This window comes from Dactylosporangium sucinum, from assembly GCF_014647515.1.
GTDB classification, from domain to species: Bacteria; Actinomycetota; Actinomycetes; order Mycobacteriales; family Micromonosporaceae; genus Dactylosporangium; species Dactylosporangium sucinum.
Genome location: NZ_BMPI01000029.1, coordinates 85,258 through 109,722, shown reverse-complemented (window position 1 = coordinate 109,722; position 24,465 = coordinate 85,258). Strand labels below are relative to the sequence as shown.

Genomic DNA, 24,465 nt, shown 5'->3' with positions numbered 1-24,465 from the left:
CGCCGGTCTATCCGGGTGCCGGTCGCAGGACGCGTTCGCGGGCCGCGGCGCCGGTCGCCGGGGCGACGCCGTCGATGTCGACGAGCAGGTGGCGGGGGCCGCGCAGCGTCGGGTTGGGCCGGTACGGCGGCGGATCGGCGACGAGGCGGGGGTTCACCAGCCGGTGCGCGAGCGCGGGCAGGGCGACCTGTGTCTCGACCCGGGCGAGCGGGGCGCCGTAGCAGTAGTGGATGCCGCTGCCGAAGCCGAGATGCACGTTGTCGGCGCGGTCGGGGTCGAAGCGGTCCGGGTCGGGGAAGCGGCCGGGATCACGGCTGCCGGCGGCGAGCATCAGCGTGACCGGTGAGCCCCGGGGGATGGTGGTGCCGGCGATGTCGATGTCCGCGAGGGCGCTGCGGCTGCTCAGGAGTTGCACCGGCGGCTCGTAGCGCAGCAGCTCCTCGACCAGCGCGACGATGACGTCGGGTTCGCGGCGCAGCCGGTCGAGGACGCCGGGGTGGCGCAGCAGGGTGAGCATGCCGTTGGCGATGAGGTTGACGGTGGTCTCGTGGCCGGCGACCAGCAGCAGCGCGCAGGTGCTGAGCAGGTCGGCGCGGGCCATCGGCGCGTATGGGCCGGTGTCGGTGAGCAGCCCGGAGATCAGGTCGTCGCCGGGCTGGCGGGCGTCGGCGGCGGCCAGCCCGTCGAGGTATGCGCCGAGCTCGGCGCTGATCCGGTCCCGCCGGTGCTGGCGCTCGGCGAACGTGCCGGTGGTCGGGTCGGCGGTCTCGACCTGCGCGTCGGCCCAGCGGTGGAAGCGCGGCTGGTCTTCGCGGGGGACGCCGAGCAGCCGGCAGATCGCGGTGACCGGCAGCGGGTAGGCGAAGTCGTCGACGATGTCGATGCGGTGCCGGCCGGCGAGGTTGTCGATCAGCTCGTCGGTGGTCTCGGTCAGCCAGGGGCGCATGCCCTCCACGCGGCCGGGGGTGCAGGGCGGCCCGAACGGCTGGGTGGCCAGGTCCCGCAGCCGGTCGTGCTCGGGCGGGTCGCGGGAGATGAAGGGCAGCGGCAGGCTGCGCGCGGCGCCGGCCAGTTCGGGCCGGCTGCGGGGGTCGGAGCTCACCCTGCGGTCGTGCAACAGCGCGACGATCTCGTCGTAGGTGCTGACGACGTAACTGCCGTCGGGCTGGCGCGCCACCGGAGTCTTGCGCAGCTCGGCGTACAGCGGGTAGGGGTCGGCCCGGTTGGCGGGGTCGAGGATCTGCTCGAAGATGCTGGCCTGTGCCATGGCGGTTACTTCCTGGGTGTTGCGACGCCGGCGGGCCGCCGGCCGGCACGTCAGTGGTGGTGGAGCAGCTCGGCTCGGCGCTCGCTGGGGTCGTGGCCGGTCACCGCGACGGTGGCGTGGCGGGTGCGGGTGCGGTCGTCGGGCAGCTGCGCCGCGACCGGCTGGCCGTCGGCCGGCTCGTCGACCCCGCGAAGCTCGGGCGGGAACGGTGCGCCGGCCTCGATCAGGCCCTGGTAGGACTCCAGCCACTTGGCCTGGTTGAACCCGACCGCGGCGGTGAGGCGGCCCCGGTAGCCGTAGGCGGCCACGAACCGGCGCTGGGCGACCGAGCCCTGGGCGATGACGACCTGGTCGGCGAGGGTCGGTACCCCGACGGACTTGATGTTGGTGTCGAACTGCGCCGACCAGAACACCGGGACGGCCAGGTGCGGCCAGCGCTCGGCCGGGACGCTGACCATGTTGTGCGCGGCGACCTGGGCCTGGGCGACGGCGTTGCCCCAGTGTTCGAGGGCCAGGAACTGGTAGTCGTACAGCGGATGCGGGAAGCGCGCCACGTCCCCCGCGACGAAGACGTCGTCGGTGACCACGCCGGCCGCGTCGAAGGCCCGGCAACCGGCGTCGCAGCCGACGCCCCAGTCGCCGACGGCCAGGCCGCAGTCGTACAGCCATTCGGTGTTGCGGACCGCGCCCAGCGCCACGACGGCCACCTCCGCGTCCACGGTGCTGCCGTCGGACAGGTGCGCGCGACGCAGCCGCCCGGCGGTGTCGCCCTCCAGACGGGTGACGGTGACCCCGCAGCGCAGGTCGACGCCGTGCTCACGGTGCAGGTCGGCGGCCACCGCGCCGATCACCCCGCCCAACGCTCCGACCAGGGGTGCGGGTCCGCGCTCGACGAGGGTGACTGCCAGGTCCCGGTCCCGGCAGGCCGAGGCGACCTCGGAGCCGGTGAAGCCGCCACCGATGATCAGCACCCGGCGGGGCCGGTCGGCCAGCCGGTGCTCCAGCCCGGCGGCGTCGTCCCGGGTCCGCAGCACGAACACGCCGTCGAGGGCTGCCTCGTCCGGGTTGAACCAGGGCCGGGCCCGGGTGCCGGTGGCGATCAGCAGGCGGTCGTAGTTGATCCTGCCACCGTCGCCGAGGTGTACCCGCTTGCCCGCCGGGTCCAGCCGGGTGGCGGGCACGCCGAGCAGCCAGCGAATGTCCAGCGCGTCGGCGCGGGGCAGCTCGGTGTGGCCGGCGGGCACCCATCCGCCGAGGACCTGCTTGGACAGCGGCGGCCGGTCGTAGGGGCGGTGCGGCTCGTCGCCGATCATCGTCAGGGAGCCGGTGAAGCCCTCCCGGCGCAGGGTCGCCGCGGCGGCCAGACCGGCGAGCGACGCGCCCACGATCACGATCCGGCCGTGCCGGCGCAGCGCCTCGATCGCCGCGTCGTGCCCGGCGGTTCGCGGCCACCCGGCCGGCGGCGAGGGTGCGGCCGTCCTCGCGGACACGGCCGGTCCGGTCGTCGCGGACTCCACGGCGGCCTTCTTGTCGTCGACGTGGTCGACCAGGATGGCCTGCACCGGGCAGGCTGCCGCCGCGCGCAGCACCCGCTCCCGCTGCGCGTCGTCGGGCCCCGGGTCGTACATCAACGCCTCGGCGCCGCGCATCCGGAACACCTCCGGCGCGAGGAAGGCGCACTGCGCGTAGCCCTGGCAGCGCGTAAGGTTCACCACGACGCGCATAGCCGCACCTCCCGACTCCGGGCGTCCGTGGTCTCCTGCCCGGCGGTCCTGCCGGCAAACCAGCAGGCTCGCCGAGCCGAGGTTGTCTGATCCGCGGACGCTGATCGGGTCGTTCGGCGCGCTGATCCTGCTCACTGCGCTGCTGCTGGCGCCTTTCGGGTGTTCTGGTCGGCCACGACCAGCCAGCGACCGTCGACGTGCGCGTACGTCAGCGTGAAGTAGGCGTTGGTGTCGGAGACGATCCGCCCGTCGGCGTCGACGGTGAAGAAGCGGTACTCGATGAGGACCCACCCGGTGCTGCCGACCGTCGTCACCGTGCGCACGGTGCGCTCCTGCGTCCAGCTGCCGTCGGCGAACAGCTGCCGGTGCAGCTCGACGACCGCCGGCTTCCCGGCCAGCACCTGCCCGTCGGGCAGGATGAGCACCACCTCGTCGGCGAGCGTCGCCGCATACGCCTCGAGGTCCTTCCGGTCCAGCGCCGCGAGATGCTCCGCGAGCGCCTCGTCCAGTCCGCTCTCCGCCACTGATCGTCCCCCTTCGGTATTGACGAGGATCATAGCGTGAAGAGCCATTCGAGACTGCGCCGGGCCGCCTGGGCATGCGCACCCCCGTAGGCGAGATCTTCGAGCGCCGCACAGCGTGCGAAGAACGCGATCCGGTCCATTCCGGGCCGTTGGTCACCGTATGCGTCGAGTACTTCGGCGAGCAAGCCGGGCCCGAAGTCGCGATAGAGCCGCGCGAAGTCGAGCGCGGGGTCGGTGATCGCGGCGTCGGTCCAGTCAATGACCCCGGTGATTTCCCCGTCGTGTTCCAGAATGTGTTCCGCCCCGAGATCGGCGTGCGCGAGCACCCGCCGTTGTGCCGGCTCAGGGATGGTTCGCAGCAGTACTGCGAGCAGTTCCTCCGGCCCTTCGAGGTCCGCCAGCCAATCGACCGGACGGGCGTCCTCTTCCGGCACCGCGGTGGTCTCGACGGCGTGCAGTTCGCGCAGGAAGCGCCCTATGCGCCGGCCCGCCCCGGCGGGCGCGGCCCGGCCCAGCAGCGGGCGCCCGGGGAGCATCGGATAGGCCAGCACGCCGATGCCGGGATCGGCGAAGCGCACCACGGGAACGGGCAACGAAACGTGCGGTCCGACGACGGCGAGAAGGGCGGACTCCTGCAGCACCGTAGCCCTTCCGCGACGCGGAGCACCAGATCACCGGCGAGAAATGCGGTGTTGTCCAGGCCACGGCCGAGCTCCCGGACCTCAGCCCGGGCCAACTCGGGCGCATGTTCTCGAAGCGCCCGAACGGCACGCGAACGCGCATCCACCGGGCGAGCCTAGCCTCCCCCGGGCGCCGCCGAGACCGGCCGGTTTGCGGTCCGCGCGTCGTTCCGGCGGCTGGCCGGGACCGGCGCCGGGATCGCGTGCTTCGGTCACGGCGCGCCGCTGTTGCGGGGCGACGAGTGAACGCCACCGTCACCCCGGTCAACAGCCGGCTTCGAGCCGGACGCCCGGCTCAGGCCTCCAGCGCGACCGGGCCGGCGGCCTTCGCGCGGCGGCGGGCGGCCAGGCGGCCGCCCAGCCACACCAGGCCCAGCCCGGCGCCGAAGATCACCGCGTTGACCACCAGGTAGGCGAGGACGTCGCCGCTCGACGCCCTCGGATACGGGCCGAACGCCTCGGCCGAGCCGCCCACCCACTCCACCAGCAGGTTCAGGGTCTGGGCCGTGAACACGAAGCCGTGCACGGCGATGTACGTGACGAAGGCCGCCAGCCGGCTGCGGACGAAGAAGCCGACCGGGAACGGCACGAGCACCATGAGGATGAGTTCCATGCGGTACAGCGTGGGCGCCGGCCGGTCGCCCGCCATCCGTGCCAGCGCCGGTCCCGGGTCTGTGTGCTGGCACTGATGCGTGCGGCGGGCCCGGTCCGGCAGCATGGTCGGCGTGACCGTCAGGCGCTGGCTCGGGCCGGCCGTGCTCGCGTACCTCGCGGGCGTGGCCCTGCTGTTCGCCGTCGCGTACGCCGGTCGCGCGCCGGACGCGGCGGTCGCGGCGGTGCCCGCGCTGGTCGCGCTGACCCCGACCGTCCTGCTCGGCCTGCTGGTGGCCTGGCGGCGGCCGGACAGCCCGGCCGGGCCGGCGCTCGTCGGGCTGGGTGCCGCGCCGGCCCTCACCTGGGCGCTTGAGGACTGGGGCGGGACCTACGCGACGGCGCACCCGCTGCCCGGCTCGCACGCCGGCGCGTTCCTCGGCGGCGGGGGCTGGGTGTTCAACTTCGCCGGGTTCGTCGGGCTGTGCCTGGTGTTCCCGAACGGCCGGCTGCCGAGCCGGCTGTGGCGGGCGGTGCCGTGGTGCTTCCTCGGGGCGGCCGCGCTCGTCATCGTCGTGATCGGGCTGGAGCCGACGGCGTACCAGGACCGGGGCGGGCCGCTGCCCGGCTCGGCGCCGCTGCCGCTCGGGATCCCGGCGTTCCGGGTGCTCGACGTCGTCGCCGGGCTCGCGCTGCTCGCGGTGCTGGGCTCGGCGGTCGCCGCGCTCGTCACGCGGTACCGCAGCGGCGACGACCTCACCCGGGTGCAGCTGCGGTGGCTGATGCTCGGCGCGATCTCGGTGCCGGTGCTGCTCGCCGCCGGCTGGGCCGCCGAGTTCGCCGGCGCCCCGATCGAGGTCGCGTACTCCGGGTTCCTCGCCGCGATGGTGCTCCTGGTGCCGGCGACCGTGGCGATCGCGATCCTGCGCCACGACCTGCTCGACGTCGACCGGCTGCTCAACGAGACCGTGTCCTGGCTCGTCACGTCGATCGTGTCGGCCGGGGTGTTCGCGCTCGTCGTGCTCGGCGTCGCGCAGGTGAGCGCGCGGGCCGACGACCGGGTCGGCATCACGGCGGCCGCGTTCGTCACCGCGCTGGCGCTGCTGCCGCTGCACCGGCGGGTGCACGGCGCGGCCGGGCGCCTGCTCGACCGGGAGCGGACCGTCATGGTGGCGTCGGTCCGGCGGTTCGTCGGCGCGGTGCGGGACGGGCGGGCCCAGCCGGAGGAGGTCGAGGCGGCGCTGCGGGCCGGTCTCGGCGACCCGGGGCTGCGGGTGCTGCTGCGGCTGCCCGGCGCCGACGGGTACGTCGACCTGGCCGGCGCGCCGGTGGCGGTACCACCGGAGCATCTGCTGCCGCTGGCGGCGCGGGACGCCGACGTCGGCGCGCTCGTGCTGGGCCGGTCGACCGCGCGCCGGCGGCGGCAGGCCCGCGAGCTCGCCGTGGAGGCGCGGCTGCCGATCGAGGTGAGCCGGCTGCGCGTCGAGCTGCGGCAGGCGCTGCAGGACGCGCGGACCAGCCGCGCGCGGCTGGTGGAGGCGGTCACCGAGGAGCGGCAGCGGCTGGAGCGCGACCTGCACGACGGGGCGCAGCAGCGGATCCTCGCCGTCGGCATGCGGCTGCGGTCGGTGCAGCGGACGCTGGCGGCGGACGGGCCGATCCAGGCCGAGCTGGACGCGGCGGTGGCCGCCCTCGAGGCGACGGTCGCCGAGCTGCGCCGCATCGCCCACGGCATGCGGCCGAGCCGGCTCGACGAGGGCCTCGCCGCGGCGGTCGGCGACCTGGTGCGCGACTCCCCCGTGCCGGTCGACCTGCGGGTCGACGGCGCCGACGTGAGCGAGGCGGCCGCCACCACGGCGTACTACGTGATCGCCGAGTGCCTCGCCAACGCGCTCAAGCACGCCGGGGCGACGCGCATCGGTGTCTCGGTGCGCCAGGAAGCCACGCGACTGCACGTCCAGGTCGACGACGACGGGCGCGGCGGGGCGGTGGCCGGGTTCGGGCTGACCGCGCTCGGCGACCGGGTCGCGGCGCTCGGCGGCCGCATCGAGATCGTCAGCCCGGCCGGGGCGGGCACCGTCGTGCGGGCCGAGGTGTAGCCGTGCGCATCGTCGTCGCCGAGGACTCGGTGCTGTTCCGCGAGGGCCTGACCCGGCTGCTGACCGAGGCCGGGCACGAGATCGCGGCCGCGGTCGGCGACGCCGGCGCGCTCGTCGACGCCGTGCGGGCCGAGCGGCCCGACCTCATCGTGGTCGACGTCCGGATGCCGCCGCAGATGACCGACGACGGCGCCCGGGCCGCCCGGCAGCTGCGCGCCGAGCACCCGGCGCTGCCGATCCTGCTGCTGTCCCAGCACGTCGTCCGGCAGCACGCGGTGGAGCTGGTGCCGACGGGCGCGTTCGGGTACCTGCTGAAGGACCGGGTGCTGCGCGTCGACGACTTCCTCGACGCGGTGCGCCGGGTCGGCGCGGGCGGCTCCGCGCTCGACCCGGCGCTGGTCGGAGCCCTGCTGCGCGACGACGGGCTCGCCGCGCTCACCGCCCGCGAGCGGGAGGTGCTCGGCCTGGTCGCCGAGGGCTGGTCCAACGCGGCGCTCGCCGCGCGGCTCGTGGTCACCGAGCGGACCGTCGAGACGCACATGCGGGCGATCTTCCAGAAGCTAGGGCTGGTGGACTCCGACGACACCCACCGCCGGGTGCTCGCGGTGCTCGCGTACCTCACCCGGTGAGGCCAGCCGGCTGGGCCACCACATGCGGTGGCCCACGTCGAGGGTCAGCGCGGTGACGAGGACCGAGCGGACGACCAGCGTGTCCAGCAGTACACCGAACGCCACCGCGAAACCGAGCTCCGCCGCGAACACCAGGGGCAGCGAGCCCATGGCCGCGAACGTGCCCGCCAGCACCAGCCCGGCCGAGGTGATCACCCCGCCCGTCGCCGAGAGGCCGGTCAGCGCGCCGCGGCGGGTGCCGTGCCGCTGAGCCTCCTCGCGCACCCGCGTCACCAGGAAGATGTTGTAGTCGATCCCGAGCGCGACCAGGAACACGAACGTCAGCAGCGGGAACGACGCCTCCGCGCCGCCGAAGTGGAACACGTGCGTGAACACCAGTCCGCTCACGCCCAGGGCGGCCGCGAACGACAGCACCACCGTCGCCATGAGCAGCAGCGGGGCGACGATCGCCCGCAGCAGCACGGCGAGGATGAGGAACACCGTCACCAGGACGATCGGGATGATGACCCGGGAGTCGCGGGCGGCGGCCGTCTGGGTGTCGAGCATGACGGCCGTGTTGCCGCCGACCTGCGCGTGCGCCCCGTCGACGCGGTGCACGGCAGCACGGGCTTGTTCGACCGTTTTCGATGCAGCGGTACTGCTGGGATCGTCCCGCAGCTCCGCGAGCAGCAACGCGGCGCCGTCCTTCACCACCGGCGGGGCGACCGCGGCGATCCCGGGCACGGAGGCCAGCGCGGCCCGCACCTGCTCCGCCTGCGCGGCGTTCGCGACCACGTACACCGGGTCGCCCGAGCCGGCCGGGAAGTGCCTCGCCTGGATCTCCCCGCCGACGACCGTCGACGGCCGGCCGGTGAACTGGTCGGCGGCGGACAGGCCGTCGGCCTTGAGCGCCGTCATGCCGAGCGCCATGGCGCCGAGGACGACGGCGGTGCCGATCCACACGGTGCGCGGCCGGCGTTCGATCGCGGCGCCGATGCGCGTCCATCTCCTGGCGGTTCCGTCCACCGGCTCCGTCGGCTCCGCCGGGTTCATTGGCTTCGCCGGCTTCATCGGCCAGAAGATCCAGCGGCCGCAGCTGACCAGCAGCGCCGGCATGAGCGTCACCATGGCGACCAGCCCGACGAGGATGCCGATCGCGCAGGCCGGGCCGAGCCCCTGCGTCGAGTTGAGCGAGGCGAGCAGCAACAGCAGCAGGCTCACGGCGACGGTCGCGGCGCTGGCGACGATCGCCGGACCGGAGCGGCGCAGCGCCTTGGCCATCGCCTCGTGGCGGTCCTCGTGGTGGCGGAGCTCCTCGCGGTACCGCGAGATGAGCAGCAACGCGTAGTCCGTCGCGGCGCCGAAGACGAGCACGGTCAGGATGAAGCTCGTCTGCGTGTTCACGGTCAGGCCGGCGTGCTCGGCCAGCAGGTAGATCACCGCCTCCGACGTCACCAGCGCGGCGCCGGCGGTGAGCAGCGGCAGCAGCGGTAGGAGCGGGCTGCGGTACGTGAGCAGCAGGATCGCCACGACGACCACCGCGGTGATGGCGGTGAGCCCGCCGCCCCCGCTGAACGCCTTGATCGAGTCGGACGCCTGGCCGGCCGGCCCGGTGACGTGGAAGCCGAGCCCGTTCGCGTCCGCCTCGCCGACCTCGGTGATCGCGTCGACGATCCGGCCGATGCCGGCCCAGCCCTCGCTGTCCTTGTGCACCTGCACGACGGTCTGGATGGCCTTGCCGTCGTCGGACGCGACCGGGCCCTGCGGCTGCCCCACGACGCCGTCGAGGCGGGTGAACGCCTCGGCATCGGCGCGGGCCTTGGCGAGGTCGGCGCCGGTCACCCCCGACTGCCGGTCGTAGACGACGATGGCCGGCACGGTGTCGGCCGGCTGGAACCGCGCGGCCCGCTCGACGACCGCGGTCGACTCGGCGTCGCCGGGCAGCCACGCCGCGTTGTCGTTCTCCTCCACGTCGCCGAGCCGGCCGGCCAGCAGCAGCGCCGGCACCAGCACGGCGACCCAGACGGCGACGACGACCCACTTTGCGATGCGCATGGACGGCTCCTAGTCGGCGTTGGTGAGTTTGTCGGGGTTGGCGACGACATAGATGCCGTTGACGTGCCGGCCGTCCGGCGTGAGGTCGAGGGTGACGACCGCGTAGGGCAGGTCCCCCGCGAACAGCAGCGCCGACGGTTCGCCGTTGACGCTGCGGTACCGCACGTCGAGCCCCTCGCCGGAGCGGGACGCGAGCCCCGCGATCAGCCGGGCGACCCTGTCCCGCCCCTGCAGCGGCCGCTGCCCGCCGGCCCCCTGCCCGTGACCGCCGCCGTCGCCCCAGAGGGTCACCTCGGGCGCGAGGATCTCCATGAGCGCGTCGAGGTCCCCGCCGAGCGCCGCGGCCAGGAACCGCTCGGTCGCCTCCTGCTGCACCCGCGGATCGGGCTCGAACCGGGGTCGCCGCGCCTGCACGTGCTCCCGCGCCCGGTGCGCCACCTGCCGCACGGCGGCGGCGCTGCGCCCGAGGATGTCGGCGACCTCGGTGTGCGGGTACCCGAACACCTCGTGCAGCACGAACACGGCCCGCTCGAGCGGCGTGAGCGTCTCGAGTACCACGAGCATGGCCATCGACACCGACTCCTGCTCGTCGATGCGCTGGTCCAGCGGCCGCACGATAGGCTCGGGCAGCCACGGCCCGACGTAGGTCTCGCGCCGCCGGCTGATGGCCGCCTGCTGAGCGAGCGCCCGGTTGACGGCGACGCGCACCAGGTAGGCACGGGGGTTCTCGACGGGTTCGCCCCCTGGGCTCCGCCCGGTCCAGGCCAGCCAGGTCTCCTGCAGGACGTCCTCGGTGTCGGCGACACTGCCGAGGATGTTGTAGACCACGGAGAACAACAGCTCCCGATGGTCACTGAACACCTGCGTGGTGGGTTCGCTCATGGCCCTGAGAGCGATCCAGCCCGGCCGAACGTGACGCGCCACCCCCCGGCTGTGACCGGCGTCTCACGGCTCGGCCCCCGGTGGGCCGGCTGCTGTGGGGCCTGGCCTACCAGCGCGTGCCCGGGACGATCGTGCTCATCGACCGGCCGCACCTTCACACCAACCCGTTCGACGCCGAGGCCGCGCCGGCCCTGCTCACGCCGTTCACCTACAAGGCCGCGCGCGAGCTGCGACGGCAGTTGCCGTTGCGCGGCGCCCCCGACGGGACCGTCCGTTGGCACACCCACGGCCTGGACGCCGCCGTCGCCGCCGAGCGCGCCCGGCGGGACGAGCCCGTGGGCAGCTGGCGGGCACCCTGGATCGGACGCCGTCAACCGGCTCGTCTGGGACCGCGGGACCGAGGTCCGCAAGCGCCGCCGCCCGGCCGCCGCCGGAGCCTAGGCTCGGTCCTACGCTCCGGCCAGCTCGCGCCGGATACGTTCGAGGCCCTCGGCGGCCTCGTTCGCCATGCCACGGTGCTCGGACGCCACCGCCCGCTCGTACCAGCGGACCGCCTCGGCCGCCCGGCCGTGCCCGTACTCCAGGTTGCCGAGAATGACCGCGGCCTGCGCCGCGATCAGCGTCGAACCGGACTGCTCGGCCGCCGTCACCAGCCACCGGTAGGCCTCGTCCGCGTCGCCCTGTTCGACCTCAAGCGCGCTGAGCTGCAGCATTGCTCTGGCGGCCAGTTCGGGGTGGTTGCCGCCGGCGGCCCGGGTCAGCCAGTGCCGGACCGCCCCGGGGTTGCCCTGTTCGCCCTCGAGGACGGCGAGGTTGAGCATGGCGATCGCGGCTGCCTCCGCGTGGTCGGTCCCGGCGGCGCGGGTCCACCACCGGCGGGCTTCGGGCACGTTCGCCCGCTGGTGCCAGACGGCGCCGAGATTCAGCATCGCCTTGGCGCCGAACTCCGGGTGCTCGGTGGCCGCGGCACGCAGCCAGCACTGCTCCGCCTCGAGAAGGTCCCGCCGCGCCCGCTCCAGGACACCGAGGTTGTACAGGGCGTGCGGCGCGTGCTCGGGGTCGCCGGTCTCCGCCGCACGAAGGAACCAGCGGCGGGCCTCGTCCGGGTCGTGCTCGTCCGACTCCAGGCCACCGAGGCTGATCATGGCCTTCGGCCCCTGCTCCGGGTGGCCGGTGCCGACGGCGGCCATGAACCAGCGGCGGGCCGCGCCCGCGTCGCCCCGGTCCCGTTCCAGCACACCCAGGTTGAACATGCACACCGGCGCCTGCTCCGCATCGCCGGTGTCGACGGCTCGCTCCCACCAGTGGCGGGCCTGGGCCGCGTTCCCACGCGCCTTCCACCAGTTGCCCAGATTGCGCATCGCGCGGGGTGCCACGTCCGGGTAACCGGTGCCGGCGGTGCGCTCCCACCAACGCCGGGCCTCGTCGTCATTGCCCTGCTCCCTCTCCAGGACGGCGAGGTCGCTCATGGCGATCGATGCCGCGGCCCGGTGCCCGGACTCGGCGGCCCGCCGGAACCAGCGACGAGTCTCATCGATCTGCCCCTGGTCCGAGGCGAGACCGCCCAACCGGACCATGGCCATCGGCGCGTAGTCCGGGTGACCGGTGTCGAGCGTGCGCAGCCACCAGCGGCGAGCGTCGGCGGGCCGGCCCTGCGCCTGCTCCAGGTTCGCGCGCTGGAACATGGCCTTGGGCGCGTATTCGCGATGCCGGGTCTCGATCGCGGCGGTGAACCATCGACGAGCCTCGTCGGTGGTGCCTGCGACGCGTTCCAGTTCGCCGAGGTTGGCCATGGCCGCGGGTGCGATGTCCGGGTGCCCGGTGCCGGCGGCGCGAGTCCACCAAGGACGGGCGCCGGCCAGGTCGCCGGCGAGGTACAGCTCGACGCCGAGGGTGAAGAACACGTTGGCCAGAGTGTTGCGGTCGGCCGGGTCGAGGCCGGTGTCGTCGACACCCGCCAGCAGCTCGCGGGTGTGCCGGTGGTCGCCGCGGTCGTAGGCGCCGAGCGCCACGCGGACCCGCTCGGCGCCGGCGAGGGTCTCGACGGCGTACTCCCAGACGGCGTCGGTCGTCTCCCAGCCGTCGCCGGGCGCGTCGGCGAGCACGCCGAGCAGGGGATGCGGCCTGGTGTGCCCGCCGGCGACCTCGTCGATCAGCCACGGGCGGCTGTCGGTGGGCCGCTCGGCCCAGGCGCGGGCGGCGCGGAACCGGCTTCGGGAGACCTGGGCGGCCGGGCCGGCGCCGGTCAGCTGCCGCCAGCAGCGGCCGTACAGGTCGAACAGGACCTTCCGGTCGAGGCTGCCGGGCAGGCCGATGCGCTGCCAGTCGGTCACCACCCGGATCAGCGCCTGCCGGTGCCGGCTGTCCTCGCTCCCGGTCAGCAGATCGTCGCCCATGGAGTCGAGAGCGACGAGCAGGCGGCCGAGCGGCGGCGGGTCCGGCTCGTCGAGGGCCGGACCGATCGACTGGTACGCCAGCAGGTCCCGCACCACTTGGCGTTCCGTCTCCGACAGCGGCGCCAGCCGGATCAGCGTCGCGTGCTCGCGCAGCGCCGCGGCGACGCGGGCCGGGACCTGCGTGCCGGTCACCAGGGTCGACTCGGCGGTCGCGCAGATCCGCAGCCCGCTTGGGAGCGTGCTCAGCACGGCGGCGTCCAGCTGGGCGACCTGGGCGGGGTCGAGCGCGTCGAGCCACAGCACCGCCCCGGGCGCGTCGGCGGCCCAGCGGGAGGCGTGCGCCACCAGCTGCGGGACGGTGACGTCGGGGTCGGGCCGATACACCAGCACCCGATGGCCAGGCAGCAGCCGCCGGGCGTGGTGGGCCAGGCTCCGGCTGGCCCCGGCGAGCCGGACCCCGTGCACGAGCACCACCGTGACCGCCGAACTGAGCGCGGCAACGATCTCCTCATCGACGTCACGTGCCGCGTACGGCGCCGCTTCCGGACCGACGTCGCGGGCCACGTCCCTGACGGCGTCGAAACGGTTGGGGTGCACGCCGAGCTCGGCGAGGCTCGCCTCGGACAGCAGGCGGGGGCGGCCACGCTCGTCGACGACGGCGAGCGCCGCCCGGGGCGGCACCCGCTGCTGCAGGGCGGCGATCCACACGCTGGCCGCGGCTGACACTGCCGCCCCGGCCAGCCACAGCCACTGGAGGCGGCCGTTGTCGTACGCCTGGTTGCCGAAGATCGCCATCGCGACCATGCCGGCCGCGGCGCCGCCGCCGGTCAGCAGCACCGTCCACCGTCGAGCCGTCCACCTGCGACGCACCGTGGCCCGCTCCCTCCCCGTGGCCGCGGCGAACCGCGGCGGGTCTGTCCACCATGGTGGGGATCGGCGGCACCGCCGGGCTCATCCGTCCGGCCCGCTTCCCGTGCCGCCCGGGCCACGCGTTCCGCGTCAGCGCCAGCGTTCCGCGTCAGCGCCAGCGTTCCGCGTCAGCGCCAGCGTTCCGCGTCAGCGCCAGCGTTCCGCGTCAGCGTCCGCGTTCCACGCCAGCATCAGCGTCCGGCATCGGCGTCAGCGCCAGCTTCCGCGTCGGCGTCGGCATCGGCATCGGCGGTGGCGGGGTTCCGCGTCGGCTCAGGCGTCGCGGTGGCGCACCAGTGCGTAGCCCGCGCCCGCCGCGGCCGCCGTCCAGGCCGTCAGGACCAGCGCGTCCGGTAACGGGTTCGTGGTGTCCATCATGCGCTGGCCCGCCTGGTCGGGCAGGTAGCGGGCGACCGCGGACACGCCCGGGATGCGGCTCAGGATGGGGCCGACGATGAAGAACAGCGGGATCAGGATGCCCAGCGTCAGCGCGCTGCTGCGCAGGATCGCGGCCACGCCCGCCGAGAACGCGCAGATCAGGGTGAGATAGACAGCCGCACCGGCCAGCGCGCGGGGCACGCCCGGCGCGGCCATCGAGGTGCCGTAGGGGCCCAGGCCGGCCTGGTTGACCGGCCAGGACACGAGCGCCGTGGCCACGGCGACCACCAGCGCGGCGGCGCACCCGACGAGCAGTTTGCCCGCGTATGCCCGGCCCCGCTGCGGGACCGCGGCCAGCGTCGCCCGCATGGTCCCGGTGCCGTACTCGCTCGTCACCAGCAGGGCGCCGAAGGCGATGAGCGCCAGCTGGCCGTACAACAGGCCCACGAAGCCGGAATAGACCGGGTCGAAGTCGGGGCGGACCATCGCCGCGTTGCCGCTCTCATACGCGTTGCGGACGGAGAACCCGCTGGCGGCCGCGAGACCGACACTGATCAGGAAGGTGAGCGCCAGGGTCCACACCGTGGAGCGGATCGTGCGCAGCTTCGTCCACTCGGACAGCAGCACGGCGGTCATCGGGCACGCTCCTGCAGCCGAAGGTATGCATCCTCGAGGGACGTCCCGTCACCGACGAACGACGCGAGCGGCGCGTCGGCCAGCAGACGGCCTTGACCGATAACGATCAGGTGGTCGGCGGTGATCGCCATCTCGCTCATGAGGTGGCTGGACACGAAGACCGTGCGGCCCTCAGCGGCGAGGGAGCGCGTCAGCTGGCGCAGCCAGCGCACGCCCTCCGGGTCGAGGCCGTTGACCGGCTCGTCGAGCAGCAGGACGGGTGGGTCGCCGAGCAGCGCCGCCGCGAGGCCCAGGCGCTGGCGCATGCCGAGGGAGAAGCCGCGGACCCGCCGCCGGGCCACCCCGTCGAGGCCGAGCTGGCCGAGCACCTGGCGGACCCTGGTGCGGCCGATGCCGTTGCTCTGGGCCAGCCACAGCAGATGGTCCGACGCGGTGCGGCCGGGGTGCAGGGCGTCGGCCTCCAGCAGCGCGCCGACGTGGGTGAGCGGGTGCGTGAGCCCCTCATACGGCCGGCCGCCGACGCGGGTCTCGCCGGCGCTCGGCCGGGCCAGGCCGACGATCATGCGCATGGTCGTGGACTTGCCGGCGCCGTTCGGGCCGAGAAACCCCGTCACGCGTCCCGGGCGGACGGTGAAGGTGAGCGCGTCGACGGCCTGAATCCGGCCATACCACTTGGAAACCTCGCGGACCTCAATCACGGGCCCAAGGCTGCCCGGCGGCGCCGCCCGGCACATCCAACCGTGGTCCGATTTCCGAAGTCCTACCGTGGTCCGACGCGCGGCCCGACCGCCCCGCATACGGTGAAGCGGTGGACGAGATGCACCGCCGCCTCCTGATCGCGCTCGACGGCCTGGCCGCCGCGATCGCGGCGGTCGCGTTCGTCCTGACCGCGGTCGCCGGTCAGCACGGCGCGGCGGCGTGGGCCCGGGGGCTGCTGGCGGCCGCCGCCGCGCTGCCGATCGCGGCCGTCCGGATCCGGCCGCGGCTGGTGTTCGGCGTCGTGCTCGCCGCGTCGCTGGGCTGGTCGATGCTGGACCTGGCGCAGCTGCCGTTCGCCGCCGCCGGATATGCGATGTTCCACTGCTCGTCCGTCACCCCGCGGCCGCGCCGCGTGCGCACCGTCACCGCGGTGCTGGCGAGCCTGGGCGGGCTGGGCCTGCTCACCGCGGTCGGCAGCCCGCGCGGCGTGCCCGGCTGGTGGATCGGCCGGCCGCAGGCGCTGGCCCTGCTCGCGGCGGTGCTGGCCTGCGCCTGGACGGCCGGGCAGATCGTCCGCGACCGGCGGCTGTCCGCGCAGCGGGCCGCGGAGCAGGCGGCTCGCGGCGCGGTCGCCGAGGAGCGGTTGCGGATCGCCCGCGAGCTGCACGACAGCGTCGCGCACAGCATGGGCGTCATCGCGATCAAGGCGGCCGTGGCCGGGCACGTGGCCGACCGGCGGCCCGACGAGGTGCGGGACGCGCTGCGGGTCATCGAGACCACCAGCAAGGGTGCGCTGGCCGAGATGCGATACCTGCTCGGGGTGCTCCGCAGGGAAGGCGAGCCCGAGACGGCACCGCCCGGGATGGCCGCCCTGCCCGCGCTGACCCGGCGGGCCGCGACCGCCGGCGTGACGGTCGACGTCACGCTGCGGGACACCGAGCGATTACCCGCCGCGCTGGAGCTTCCGGTGTACCGCATCGTGCAGGAGGCGCTGACCAACGTGGTGAAGCACGCGGCGCCGACGCGTTGCCGGGTGGGTGTGACGGCGGAGGAGCGGGAGGTGAGCGTCGAGGTGTGCGACGACGGCCGGCCGGAGGGCGGCGTGCCGCCTGGCCCGCGCCTCGGTGGGCACGGACTGGTCGGCATGCGGGAGCGGATCGCCGCGTATGGCGGCACGTTCAGCGCCGGTCCCCGGCCGGAGGGTGGTTTCCGGGTGCTGGCGACGATTCCGTACCACGAGGAGCCCGCGTGACGGCGTCGATGCACGCACTCACGGACGGTGGCCGGGCGCTGCTGCCCGTCGCCCGGGAGGTCGCGTGACGGCGTCGATCCGCGTGCTCGTGGCCGACGACCAGGCGTTGCTGCGGGGCAGTTTCCGGGTGCTGCTGGAGACGTCCGGCATGGACGTGGTCGGCGAGGCCGGCACCGGTGTCGAGGCCGTGCGGCTTGCCGAGCAGACGCGGCCCGATGTCATTCTGATGGACGTCCGCATGCCTGACATGGACGGAATCGAGGCTACCCGGGAGATCACCGCCACCTCGGCCGTCCGCGTGATCATGTTGACCATGTTCGATCTGGATGCGTACGTGTTCGCGGCGCTGCGGGCCGGAGCGAGCGGGTTCCTGCTCAAGGACGCTGCGCCCGCCGAGGTGCTGCGGGCGGTCGAGGTCGTGGCGGCCGGTGAGGCCCTGCTGGCGCCGGCGGTGACGCGCCGGCTCATCGACGAGTTCGCTCGGGCCGCCCCCGCCGTGCTCGCGCCGCCGGTCGAGTTGGCCGGGGTCACCGCCCGCGAACGTGAGGTGCTGGTGCTCATCGCTCGCGGGCTGTCGAACTCGGAGATCGGCGAGCGGCTGCACGTCGGGCAGACGACCGTGAAGACCCACATCGGGCACCTGCTGACGAAGCTGGGTGCGGCGACCCGGGCGCAGCTGGTGATGCTTGCGTACGAGTCCGGGCTTGTCGAACGGCAGGTGCGCCGCTAGGCGCGGCGGAGGCGGCGGACCGGGCGGATCAGCAGGAGGGCGGCGCATACGGCCGCGGTCACCAAGGTGGCCACCAGCAGGAGGTCGCGCGGAGCCACCACCGTCGATACCGGGCCGACCAGAGCCTGGCCGGCCGCGACGCCCGACACCGAGCCGGCCACCTCGTACGCGGTGACGCGGTTGAGCACCTCCGGGGCCACCAGGGTCTGGACGCTCGTCGACCACATCACCGACCAGAACGCCCAGGCGGCGCCGCCCAGGAGGTGGCCGGCGACCAGCGCGGGCAGCGGGGGTTCCAGGACGATGGTCAGCGGGATGGCCACGAAGCCGGTCAGGGCCAGCGCCCCGGCCGCGAGCGGGCGGGCCGGGCGGAAGCGGATCGCGACCAGGCCGCCGATCACCGTGCCGGCGCCCAGGCCGGCCATGGTCCAGCCGTAGGCGGCGTCGCCGAGACGGTCGCTGATGAGCGTGGAGCCCAGGGGGATGTACGGGCCGAAGACGAACAGGCCGAAGAAGACCCACACGACGATCACCGACCACATCCAGCTGCGGGAGCGGAACTCCTGCCAGCCGCGGCGCAGGTCGCGCAGCACCGTCGAGTCCCCGCGGTGACGGGCGGCGCAAGCGCGGCGGATCAGGGCGAGGCACAGGCCGCTCAGCAGGAACGTCCCCGCGTCGACGGCGTACACGGGGCCCGCGCCGGCGAAGGCCATCAGGAGGCCGGCCAGGACCGGGCCGGCGAGCTGGGTCACCGCGTCGGCGATCTTCAGGGTGCCGTTGGCTCGCTGCGGGTCGCGGGCGACCTGCGGGACCATGCCGTTGACGCCCGGCTGGAACATGGCGGCAGCGGTACCGGCGAGGGCCGAAGCGACCAGCAGCAGCCACATCGGCGGGGTGCCGGCGAAGAACGCCACGGCCAGGGCACCCTGCGTGACCACGCGGACGACGTCGGCGCCGACCATCATCGCCTGCGCGCCGATGCGGTCGGAGAAGACGCCGCCGAACACAACGAACAGGACATACGGGGCGGTCCAGACGGCAAGAACGTACCCAACGCCCGAGACCCCGTAGACGGCGCCGACCGCCAGCGCCGCCGCGACCGGCATCATCGCGTCGCCCAGCAGCGAGACCACGCGGGCGGTGAAGTACAACGTGAAATCCCTGGTCCAGAGCGCCTTCGGGGCGCGCGTGACCGGGCCGCGGTCGACGACAGCGGTCATCGGACGAACTCCATGATCAGCGATTCTCGTCGCGGTGGCCGAAAAGCACAGGCGCCGGGAGGGCCATCATTGGGTACATTCACGCCATGAGGAAGCCGTGACGAAGCCATGAGGAAACATCGGGTCGTGGCGCTGGTCGGCCGGGGCCAGGAGATGTACCCGGTGACCTGCGCGTCGGCCGTGTTCGGGTACCACGGGGAGGAGATCCCGCAGCACTACACGTTCCGGCTGTGTGCCGAGCGGCCGGGGCTGCTGCCGACGACGATCGGCGCCGACATCCTCGTCGGGGCCGGGCTGGAGGCGCTCGCCGCGGCCGACACGATCCTCATCGCGAGCTGGTGCCACGGGCCGCGGATCTCGCCCGAGCTCGGCGACGCCGTCCTGGCCGCGCACACCCGCGGCGCCCGCATCGTCGCGGTCTGCTCGGGCGTGTTCGTCCCGGCCAGCCTGGGCCTGCTCGACGGGCGCAAGGCCGCGGTGCACTGGGAGCTCACCGGCGAGCTGGCCCGGCACTACCCGCGGGTCCGCGCCGACGCGACGGTGCTCTACGTCGACCACGGCGACGTGGCGACGGCCGGCGCCTCGGCCACGACCGTGGACCTGTGCCTCAACCAGGTGCGGCGCGAGCACGGCGCGGCCCTGGCCATGCGCATCGGCCGCCAGCTGTCCGCGGCGCCGCACCGGGAGGGCCGCCAGCGCCAGTTCCCGGCGCTGCCGACGACCGGCCCGGTCCCCGACTCGCTCGCCCCGCTGCTCGACTGGATGATCGCGAACCTCGACCGGCCGCTGACGCTGCAGGACCTGGCGGCCCGGTCGGGCCTGTCACCGCGCACCCTCAACCGTCACTTCGCCGAGCAGCTCGGCACCTCGCCGGGCCGTTGGCTGCTCGACCGGCGCCTGGCGAGCACCCGGGCCCTGCTGGAGGAGACCGACCTGCCGGTCGAGACGATCGCCAAGCGCGTAGGCCTGTCCTCCGCGGTGAACCTGCGCCGCCGCTTCCGCGACGCCCTCGACACGACGCCGGCCGCGTACCGCCACGCGTTCCGAAGCTAGGCAGACGCCACGGCCGGGCGGCTCGGCGCGCGCCGCGGCACGGCCACGACGACCGGCCGGCCGTGGACCGTCACCGTCGCCGCGACGACCTCCTCGTCCGGCTCCGGCGCGGGCAGCGCGGCCACCCGGGAGCACCGCAGGACACCCGTCCGTTCAGGAGAACATCGCCGCGGCCGCACGGTCACCGGGATGTGCGCGGTGGCCGTGCGGCCCGATTCGGTCAGCAGGCCTGGATGGACCAGTTGTAGTCGAAATAAATGGTCGTCCAGGCGGCGTAACCCTTGGCCGGAATGGATTGGCAATACAGTTTGTGGCCCTGCACGACGATGCGCATCGACCACTTCTTAGCGCATTTGTTGCGCACGACGTAGTAGAAGCTGGTGTTGTTGTTGACGGCCGGCCCGGTGTCGCGCACCCCGCAGAAGCCGGAGTCCGCCTGAGCGGGCGAGCCCGGTGCCGCCACGCTCATCGCCAGACCGGTGGCGGCGACCGCCAGACCGGTGAGCACTTTCCTCGACAGGTTCACGGGCTCCCCCTAACAGTTGACGCCGGACCAGTAGGAATAGACCCTGCGAGAGGCGTACCAGCGGTGGTAGAGCCCGCTGATACTCAGGCACGACCCCTTCGATCCGTCGGAGAACACGATCTTGATCTTGATGGCCGAGCTGCAGATGTTCTTGATCTGGTACAGGTAGCCGTTCGGGACGTTGGAGATCGGCCCGGCGCCCGCCCGCCAGCAGTGACCGGGGTCTGCGCCGGCGGGCGTCGCACCGGGAACGATGAGTGCGCCGGCGATGAGGAGTGGGGTGATTGTCCTGATGAGCCATTGTCTCGACTTGGGCACAGCGCCCTCCATTGGCATCAAGAACCTGGAGTTGCCTTACTGGTCCGCGGATTGCGAGCAATCTATCGGACATCGTCGAGACAACGTTTTACGTCAATGCCGGGATTGACGAAATCTTGAGGCATCAGGAGAACCTTGCCGCCGGTGGGCGCTCCGGCGGGCCGGCGTCGCGGAGGATGACAACCATTGCGGCCGCCGGCACGTGGTGGATGGTATGAGCATGCCTCGCGTCGAGGTGCAGTGGTCCGGTGGGCGGGACGCGCAGTTCGCGGCGTTCGTCGCCGATGCCGGGCCGTACCTGCTCCGGGTCGCGCTGCTGCTGTCCGGCGACCGCGGCCACGCGGAGGACCTGGTGCAGACCGCGTTCGAGCGGACCTACCGGGCCTGGGACCGGGCCGTCGCCGCCGACCCGCGGGCGTATGCCCGCAAGGTCCTCGTCAACCTGCGCATCGACCGCTGGCGAAGCACGCGACGCGAGGTGCTGACCGAAGCGCCGCCCGAGCGCGCGGCGCCCGACCACGCCGGCGCGGCGGACGACCGCAACGAGGTGGTCGTGGCCCTCGCCGAGCTGCCGCTCGCGCAGCGGCGGGTCGTCGTGCTGCGGCACCTGCTCGACCTCACCGAGGCCGAGACCGCGTCCGAGCTCGGCATCTCGGTCGGCACCGTCAAGTCCCACAACGCCCGCGCCCTGGCCCGGCTGCGTTCCCTTCTCCAGACAGGGCGGCCGTGATGGAACCCACCGCCGACGACGCCGTCGTCGCGCACCTGCGTGCCCGCGCCCCGGGCCTGCCGGCCGTCCGGTTCGACGGCTGGGCCGTCACCGCCCGCGCCCGCCGCGCCGTGCGCCGCCGGCGCCGGCTGCGCACCACCGCGGCCGCCGCGGTGAGCGGGTCGCTCGCCTACCTCGTGCTGGCGGTCCTCGGCCCGATCCCGGTGCCCGGCGGCGCCACGGTGACCCTGCCCGGCAGCGCCACCGTGCGGGAGATGGTCGCCCGGCTGGTCCCGGGCGTGCCGCCCGAGCCCGGGCAGTGGCCGGGGGACGTGGACCGGCTCGACCGGACCGTCCGGCCGGTGGTGCAGCAGCTGCGGGTCTACTCCTGGCTGCAGGCCGGGGCGTGCCGAATCCTGGAGTACCCCCGCGGCGCCTTCAACGACGGGCCCGCGCAGTGCGGGCCCGGCATCGTGCCGTTCGACGCCCAGGCCAGGGCCGACTTCGACCGGGTGACGGACGCCGTCGAGCGCTCCGGGCTGCCGGTCGACCGCGTCCGCACCAGCGGCGGCGTCATCTACGTCCAGCTCCGGGACGCCTCGTGGCAGTACAACTACGAGTACGCGTACCTGGCCGATACGCCCCAGCCGCCCCCGGCCCGGTTCCCCGAGGAGCGGTGGACCCACATCCGCGGCGACTGGTGGTTCCACCGCGCTCACGACGACTGAGCGGGCGTTCGGTAGACGGCGAACGTCGTCTCACGGCGCAGCCGGAAGCCGAGCTGACGGTACAGGCGGATGGCGTTGGTGTTGCTCGCGGCCGCGTGCAGCAGCACCTGGTCGCCGCGCGAGCGGATGTTGTGGGCGACGGCGCGGACCAGCCGTCCGGCCAACCCTTGGCCGCGATGTCCGGCGTCGGTGCAGACCGCGCTGATCTCGGTCCAGCCCGGCGGGTGCAGCCGCTCGCCGGCCATCGCGACGAGCCGGCCGTCGCGGCGGATCCCGAGGTACGTGCCGAGCTCGAACGTGCGCGGGCGCCACGGGCCGGGGTTGGTCCGCGCCACCAACCGCGCCATCTCGGCGGCGTCCGCGGCGCCGAGCACGACGGCCTCCGGGTCGGGGCGGGCGTCGATGCCGTCGTCGACCATCTGCACGCCGGTGCCCTTGGCCACCGGCTCCCAGTCGGGCGGCGGCGCGACCTCGGCGCCGGTGAGCGGGATCTCGGCGCCGGGGCCGACGAGACCCGCGAGGTCGGCCCAGACACGCTCGTCGCGGTCGTCGGGGAGACCGACGAACACCGATACGTCCGGGTGGTAGCGGCGGGCCGAGCCGTTGGCCTGCGCGAAGTGCGCGTGGGGACCGGTCAGCGAGTACCAGGCGGGGTTGTCGAGCACGGCTGCCTCAAATGCTAGTTTTCCGATAGGGATTGACAACTTACCGCAGGGCTCCCTACTTTCCCAACAAGCCCCCAGTCGATGGAGCCCTCGCATGAGCGAACAAACGCTGCAACGTCCACCGATCAGCCAGGAGCGTGACCCGGAGCTCGCGCGGCGCCGGGTCACGCCGCGGCTGCGCCCGTGGCGCTGGATCGTCAGCGCGGCCGCGCTGGTGGTGCTCGCCCAGTTCGTCACCGGCATCTTCACCAACGAGCACTACGAGTGGCACAAGTTCGGGGCGTTCTTCACCCGCGAGTCGATCCTCGACGGCGTCGTCGTCACGCTGCAGGTCGTCGCCCTGAGCGCCCTGTTCGGGCTGCTGCTCGGCGTGGTCGTCGCGCTCGGGCGGCTGTCGACCAATCCGCTGATCGGCGGCCTCGCGTGGGCCTACGTGTGGTTCTTCCGGGCGCTGCCGCTGCCGTTGCTGCTCATCATCACGTTCAACTTCTCGTACTTCTACCCGAGCCTCGGCGTCGGCATCCCCTGGGGCCCGGTCTTTGCCCAGGTCCAGACGAGCAGCCTCACCCCGCTCGCGATCGGCGTCATCGCGCTGGGCCTCAACGAGGCGGCGTACGCGGCCGAGGTGATCCGCGGCGGCATCCTCTCCGTCGAGCCCGGCCAGATCGAGGCCGCGAACGCGCTCGGCCTGTCCAGGGCCCGCCAGCTGCGCCGCATCGTGCTGCCGCAGGCGCTGCGCTCGATCGTCCCGGCGTACGGCAACCAGCTCGTCGGCCTCGTCAAGGCCAGCTCGCTGGTGTACTACGTGTCGCTGCTCGACCTGTTCGGCGCGGTGTTCGTGCTGGAGTCGCGGCATCCCGAGTCGCTGGTGCCGATCCTCATCGTCGGCGCGACCTGGTACCTCATCCTGACCGCGGCGCTGTCGACCGTGCAGTTCTACGTCGAGCGGTACTTCGCCCGCGGCTCCGTCCACGCGCTGCCCCCGACGCCCGTCCAGCGGCTGCGCCGCCTCGCCGTCGACTCCTGGGGCCGTCTCGTCCGGAGGGCACACGCATGAGCACGGCGCTGGAGATCCGCAACGTCCACAAGTCCTTCGGCCTCCGCGAGGTGCTCAAGGGCGTCGACCTGACGGTCCGGCCCGGCGACGTCGTGGCCGTCCTCGGCCCGTCGGGCTCCGGCAAGTCGACCCTGCTGCGCACCATCAACCACCTCGAACGCCCCGATCTCGGCTACGTCGCCGTGCACGGCGAGCTGATCGGCGTCGAGGTCCGCGGCCACCACCTGCACGAGCTGCCCGAGCGCGCGGTGCGCCGGCAACGGACCCGGATCGGCTTCGTCGCCCAGAGCTTCAACCTGTTCCCCAACCTCACCGCCCAGGACAACGTCGCCGAGCCGCTGGTCGCCCACCAGCGGCTGGCGCGGCCGGAGGCGCGCGAGCGGGCCGTCGGGCTGCTGGCCGAGGTCGGCCTCGGCGACCGCGGCGACGCCTACCCGCGCCAGCTCTCCGGCGGCCAGCAGCAGCGTGTCGCGATCGCCCGCGCCCTGGCGCTGGAGCCGGGCCTGCTGCTGTTCGACGAGCCGACCTCGGCCCTGGACCCCGAACTCGTCGGCGAGGTGCTGTCGGTGATCCGGCGGCTCGCCGACAGCGGCACCACCCTCCTCATCGTCACCCACGAGATCGGCTTCGCCCGCGAGGTCGCCGACACCGTGGTGTTCATCGACGGCGGCGTGATCGTCGAACAGGGCCCGCCGGCCCGGGTCCTCGACCATCCGCAACAGGCCCGCACCCGGGAATTCCTCTCGAAGGTGTTGTAGA

At 73.8% G+C, this 24,465-nt stretch carries 24 protein-coding genes; 9 read left to right on the top strand and 15 right to left on the bottom strand.

The genetic code is table 11. The features are described from left to right. Positions 1 to 7: 7 nt before the first annotated feature. The 5 genes from IEZ31_RS27855 to IEZ31_RS27835 all read right to left on the bottom strand — a co-directional run bounded on the left by IEZ31_RS27855 (position 8) and on the right by IEZ31_RS27835 (position 4,808). Positions 8 to 1,267: a cytochrome P450 gene (locus IEZ31_RS27855; protein WP_190252949.1), complete on the bottom strand. Its 1,260-nt coding sequence runs from the start codon at positions 1,265 to 1,267 to the stop codon at positions 8 to 10. A gap of 50 nt (positions 1,268 to 1,317) precedes the next feature. Further along, positions 1,318 to 2,991 carry an FAD-dependent oxidoreductase gene (locus IEZ31_RS27850; RefSeq protein WP_190252948.1) on the bottom strand — a complete coding sequence of 558 codons (1,674 nt, stop codon included), beginning with the start codon at positions 2,989 to 2,991 and terminating at the stop codon, positions 1,318 to 1,320. A gap of 131 nt (positions 2,992 to 3,122) precedes the next feature. Next, the gene (locus IEZ31_RS27845; RefSeq protein WP_190252947.1) at positions 3,123 to 3,515 is read right to left on the bottom strand and encodes a YybH family protein; all 393 of its coding nucleotides are present in this window, start codon (positions 3,513 to 3,515) and stop codon (positions 3,123 to 3,125) included. A 29-nt stretch (positions 3,516 to 3,544) separates the two neighbouring features. Beyond that, positions 3,545 to 4,156, bottom strand: a complete 612-nt coding sequence (locus IEZ31_RS27840) for a phosphotransferase (RefSeq protein ID WP_190252946.1) — start codon at positions 4,154 to 4,156, stop codon at positions 3,545 to 3,547. Positions 4,157 to 4,490: 334 nt separating this feature from the next. Next, positions 4,491 to 4,808: a hypothetical protein gene (locus tag IEZ31_RS27835; RefSeq protein ID WP_190252945.1), complete on the bottom strand. Its 318-nt coding sequence runs from the start codon at positions 4,806 to 4,808 to the stop codon at positions 4,491 to 4,493. A gap of 112 nt (positions 4,809 to 4,920) precedes the next feature. Here IEZ31_RS27835 and IEZ31_RS27830 point away from each other — a divergent pair, with 112 nt between their 5' ends. Beyond that, positions 4,921 to 6,885 carry a sensor histidine kinase gene (locus IEZ31_RS27830; protein ID WP_190252944.1) on the top strand — a complete coding sequence of 655 codons (1,965 nt, stop codon included), beginning with the start codon at positions 4,921 to 4,923 and terminating at the stop codon, positions 6,883 to 6,885. 2 nt (positions 6,886 to 6,887) lie between these two features. Continuing rightward, positions 6,888 to 7,514, top strand: coding sequence for a response regulator transcription factor (locus IEZ31_RS27825; RefSeq protein WP_190252943.1), 627 nt, complete (start codon positions 6,888 to 6,890; stop codon positions 7,512 to 7,514). On the opposite strand, the gene IEZ31_RS27820 is transcribed toward IEZ31_RS27825, so the two are convergent. The 5 genes from IEZ31_RS27820 to IEZ31_RS27800 form a co-directional block, all read right to left on the bottom strand. After that, the gene (locus IEZ31_RS27820) at positions 7,446 to 9,548 is read right to left on the bottom strand and encodes an MMPL family transporter (protein ID WP_190252942.1); all 2,103 of its coding nucleotides are present in this window, start codon (positions 9,546 to 9,548) and stop codon (positions 7,446 to 7,448) included. The two genes, IEZ31_RS27825 and IEZ31_RS27820, sit on opposite strands and share 69 nt — an antisense overlap. Positions 9,549 to 9,557: 9 nt before the next feature. Continuing rightward, complete coding sequence (gene sigJ / locus IEZ31_RS27815; RefSeq protein WP_190252941.1) at positions 9,558 to 10,430, bottom strand: RNA polymerase sigma factor SigJ; 873 nt, start codon at positions 10,428 to 10,430, stop codon at positions 9,558 to 9,560. A gap of 449 nt (positions 10,431 to 10,879) precedes the next feature. Further along, positions 10,880 to 13,696, bottom strand: a complete 2,817-nt coding sequence (locus tag IEZ31_RS58265; protein WP_190252940.1) for a tetratricopeptide repeat protein — start codon at positions 13,694 to 13,696, stop codon at positions 10,880 to 10,882. A gap of 312 nt (positions 13,697 to 14,008) precedes the next feature. Further along, positions 14,009 to 14,749 carry an ABC transporter permease subunit gene (locus tag IEZ31_RS27805; protein ID WP_190252939.1) on the bottom strand — a complete coding sequence of 247 codons (741 nt, stop codon included), beginning with the start codon at positions 14,747 to 14,749 and terminating at the stop codon, positions 14,009 to 14,011. Continuing rightward, positions 14,746 to 15,447: an ABC transporter ATP-binding protein gene (locus IEZ31_RS27800; RefSeq protein ID WP_190252938.1), complete on the bottom strand. Its 702-nt coding sequence runs from the start codon at positions 15,445 to 15,447 to the stop codon at positions 14,746 to 14,748. The genes IEZ31_RS27805 and IEZ31_RS27800 overlap by 4 nt, the downstream gene beginning before the upstream one ends. A gap of 119 nt (positions 15,448 to 15,566) precedes the next feature. Between IEZ31_RS27800 and IEZ31_RS27795 the strand changes: the two genes are divergently transcribed. Beyond that, positions 15,567 to 16,700, top strand: a complete 1,134-nt coding sequence (locus IEZ31_RS27795) for a sensor histidine kinase (RefSeq protein ID WP_190252982.1) — start codon at positions 15,567 to 15,569, stop codon at positions 16,698 to 16,700. 64 nt (positions 16,701 to 16,764) lie between these two features. Beyond that, complete coding sequence (locus tag IEZ31_RS27790) at positions 16,765 to 17,430, top strand: response regulator (RefSeq protein ID WP_229835900.1); 666 nt, start codon at positions 16,765 to 16,767, stop codon at positions 17,428 to 17,430. On the opposite strand, the gene IEZ31_RS27785 is transcribed toward IEZ31_RS27790, so the two are convergent. After that, positions 17,427 to 18,650, bottom strand: a complete 1,224-nt coding sequence (locus IEZ31_RS27785) for an MFS transporter (protein WP_190252936.1) — start codon at positions 18,648 to 18,650, stop codon at positions 17,427 to 17,429. The two genes, IEZ31_RS27790 and IEZ31_RS27785, sit on opposite strands and share 4 nt — an antisense overlap. 108 nt (positions 18,651 to 18,758) lie before the next feature. Between IEZ31_RS27785 and IEZ31_RS27780 the strand changes: the two genes are divergently transcribed. Then, positions 18,759 to 19,703, top strand: a complete 945-nt coding sequence (locus IEZ31_RS27780; RefSeq protein ID WP_190252935.1) for a GlxA family transcriptional regulator — start codon at positions 18,759 to 18,761, stop codon at positions 19,701 to 19,703. Here the strand turns inward: IEZ31_RS27780 and IEZ31_RS58260 are convergent. The 3 genes from IEZ31_RS58260 to IEZ31_RS27770 form a co-directional block, all read right to left on the bottom strand. Then, positions 19,700 to 19,828 (bottom strand): hypothetical protein, encoded by a 129-nt coding sequence (locus tag IEZ31_RS58260; protein WP_268241693.1) that lies wholly within the window; start codon positions 19,826 to 19,828, stop codon positions 19,700 to 19,702. The genes IEZ31_RS27780 and IEZ31_RS58260 overlap by 4 nt on opposite strands. 95 nt (positions 19,829 to 19,923) lie before the next feature. Then, positions 19,924 to 20,229, bottom strand: a complete 306-nt coding sequence (locus tag IEZ31_RS27775) for a hypothetical protein (protein WP_190252934.1) — start codon at positions 20,227 to 20,229, stop codon at positions 19,924 to 19,926. Between the two features lie 9 nt (positions 20,230 to 20,238). Then, positions 20,239 to 20,547, bottom strand: a complete 309-nt coding sequence (locus IEZ31_RS27770; RefSeq protein ID WP_190252933.1) for a hypothetical protein — start codon at positions 20,545 to 20,547, stop codon at positions 20,239 to 20,241. 214 nt (positions 20,548 to 20,761) lie between these two features. Here IEZ31_RS27770 and IEZ31_RS27765 point away from each other — a divergent pair, with 214 nt between their 5' ends. Both IEZ31_RS27765 and IEZ31_RS27760 read left to right on the top strand, forming a co-directional pair. Then, positions 20,762 to 21,277 carry a SigE family RNA polymerase sigma factor gene (locus IEZ31_RS27765; RefSeq protein ID WP_190252932.1) on the top strand — a complete coding sequence of 172 codons (516 nt, stop codon included), beginning with the start codon at positions 20,762 to 20,764 and terminating at the stop codon, positions 21,275 to 21,277. Next, complete coding sequence (locus IEZ31_RS27760) at positions 21,277 to 21,984, top strand: hypothetical protein (protein ID WP_190252931.1); 708 nt, start codon at positions 21,277 to 21,279, stop codon at positions 21,982 to 21,984. Before IEZ31_RS27765 ends, IEZ31_RS27760 begins: the two co-directional genes overlap by 1 nt. On the opposite strand, the gene IEZ31_RS27755 is transcribed toward IEZ31_RS27760, so the two are convergent. Then, complete coding sequence (locus IEZ31_RS27755; RefSeq protein ID WP_229835899.1) at positions 21,972 to 22,649, bottom strand: GNAT family N-acetyltransferase; 678 nt, start codon at positions 22,647 to 22,649, stop codon at positions 21,972 to 21,974. The two genes, IEZ31_RS27760 and IEZ31_RS27755, sit on opposite strands and share 13 nt — an antisense overlap. A gap of 94 nt (positions 22,650 to 22,743) precedes the next feature. Between IEZ31_RS27755 and IEZ31_RS27750 the strand changes: the two genes are divergently transcribed. Both IEZ31_RS27750 and IEZ31_RS27745 read left to right on the top strand, forming a co-directional pair. Further along, entirely contained in the window at positions 22,744 to 23,706 is a 963-nt protein-coding gene (locus IEZ31_RS27750) for an amino acid ABC transporter permease (protein ID WP_190252929.1), read from the top strand. Continuing rightward, positions 23,703 to 24,464 (top strand): amino acid ABC transporter ATP-binding protein, encoded by a 762-nt coding sequence (locus IEZ31_RS27745; protein ID WP_190252928.1) that lies wholly within the window; start codon positions 23,703 to 23,705, stop codon positions 24,462 to 24,464. Before IEZ31_RS27750 ends, IEZ31_RS27745 begins: the two co-directional genes overlap by 4 nt. The last annotated feature ends 1 nt before the right edge of the window (position 24,465 follow it).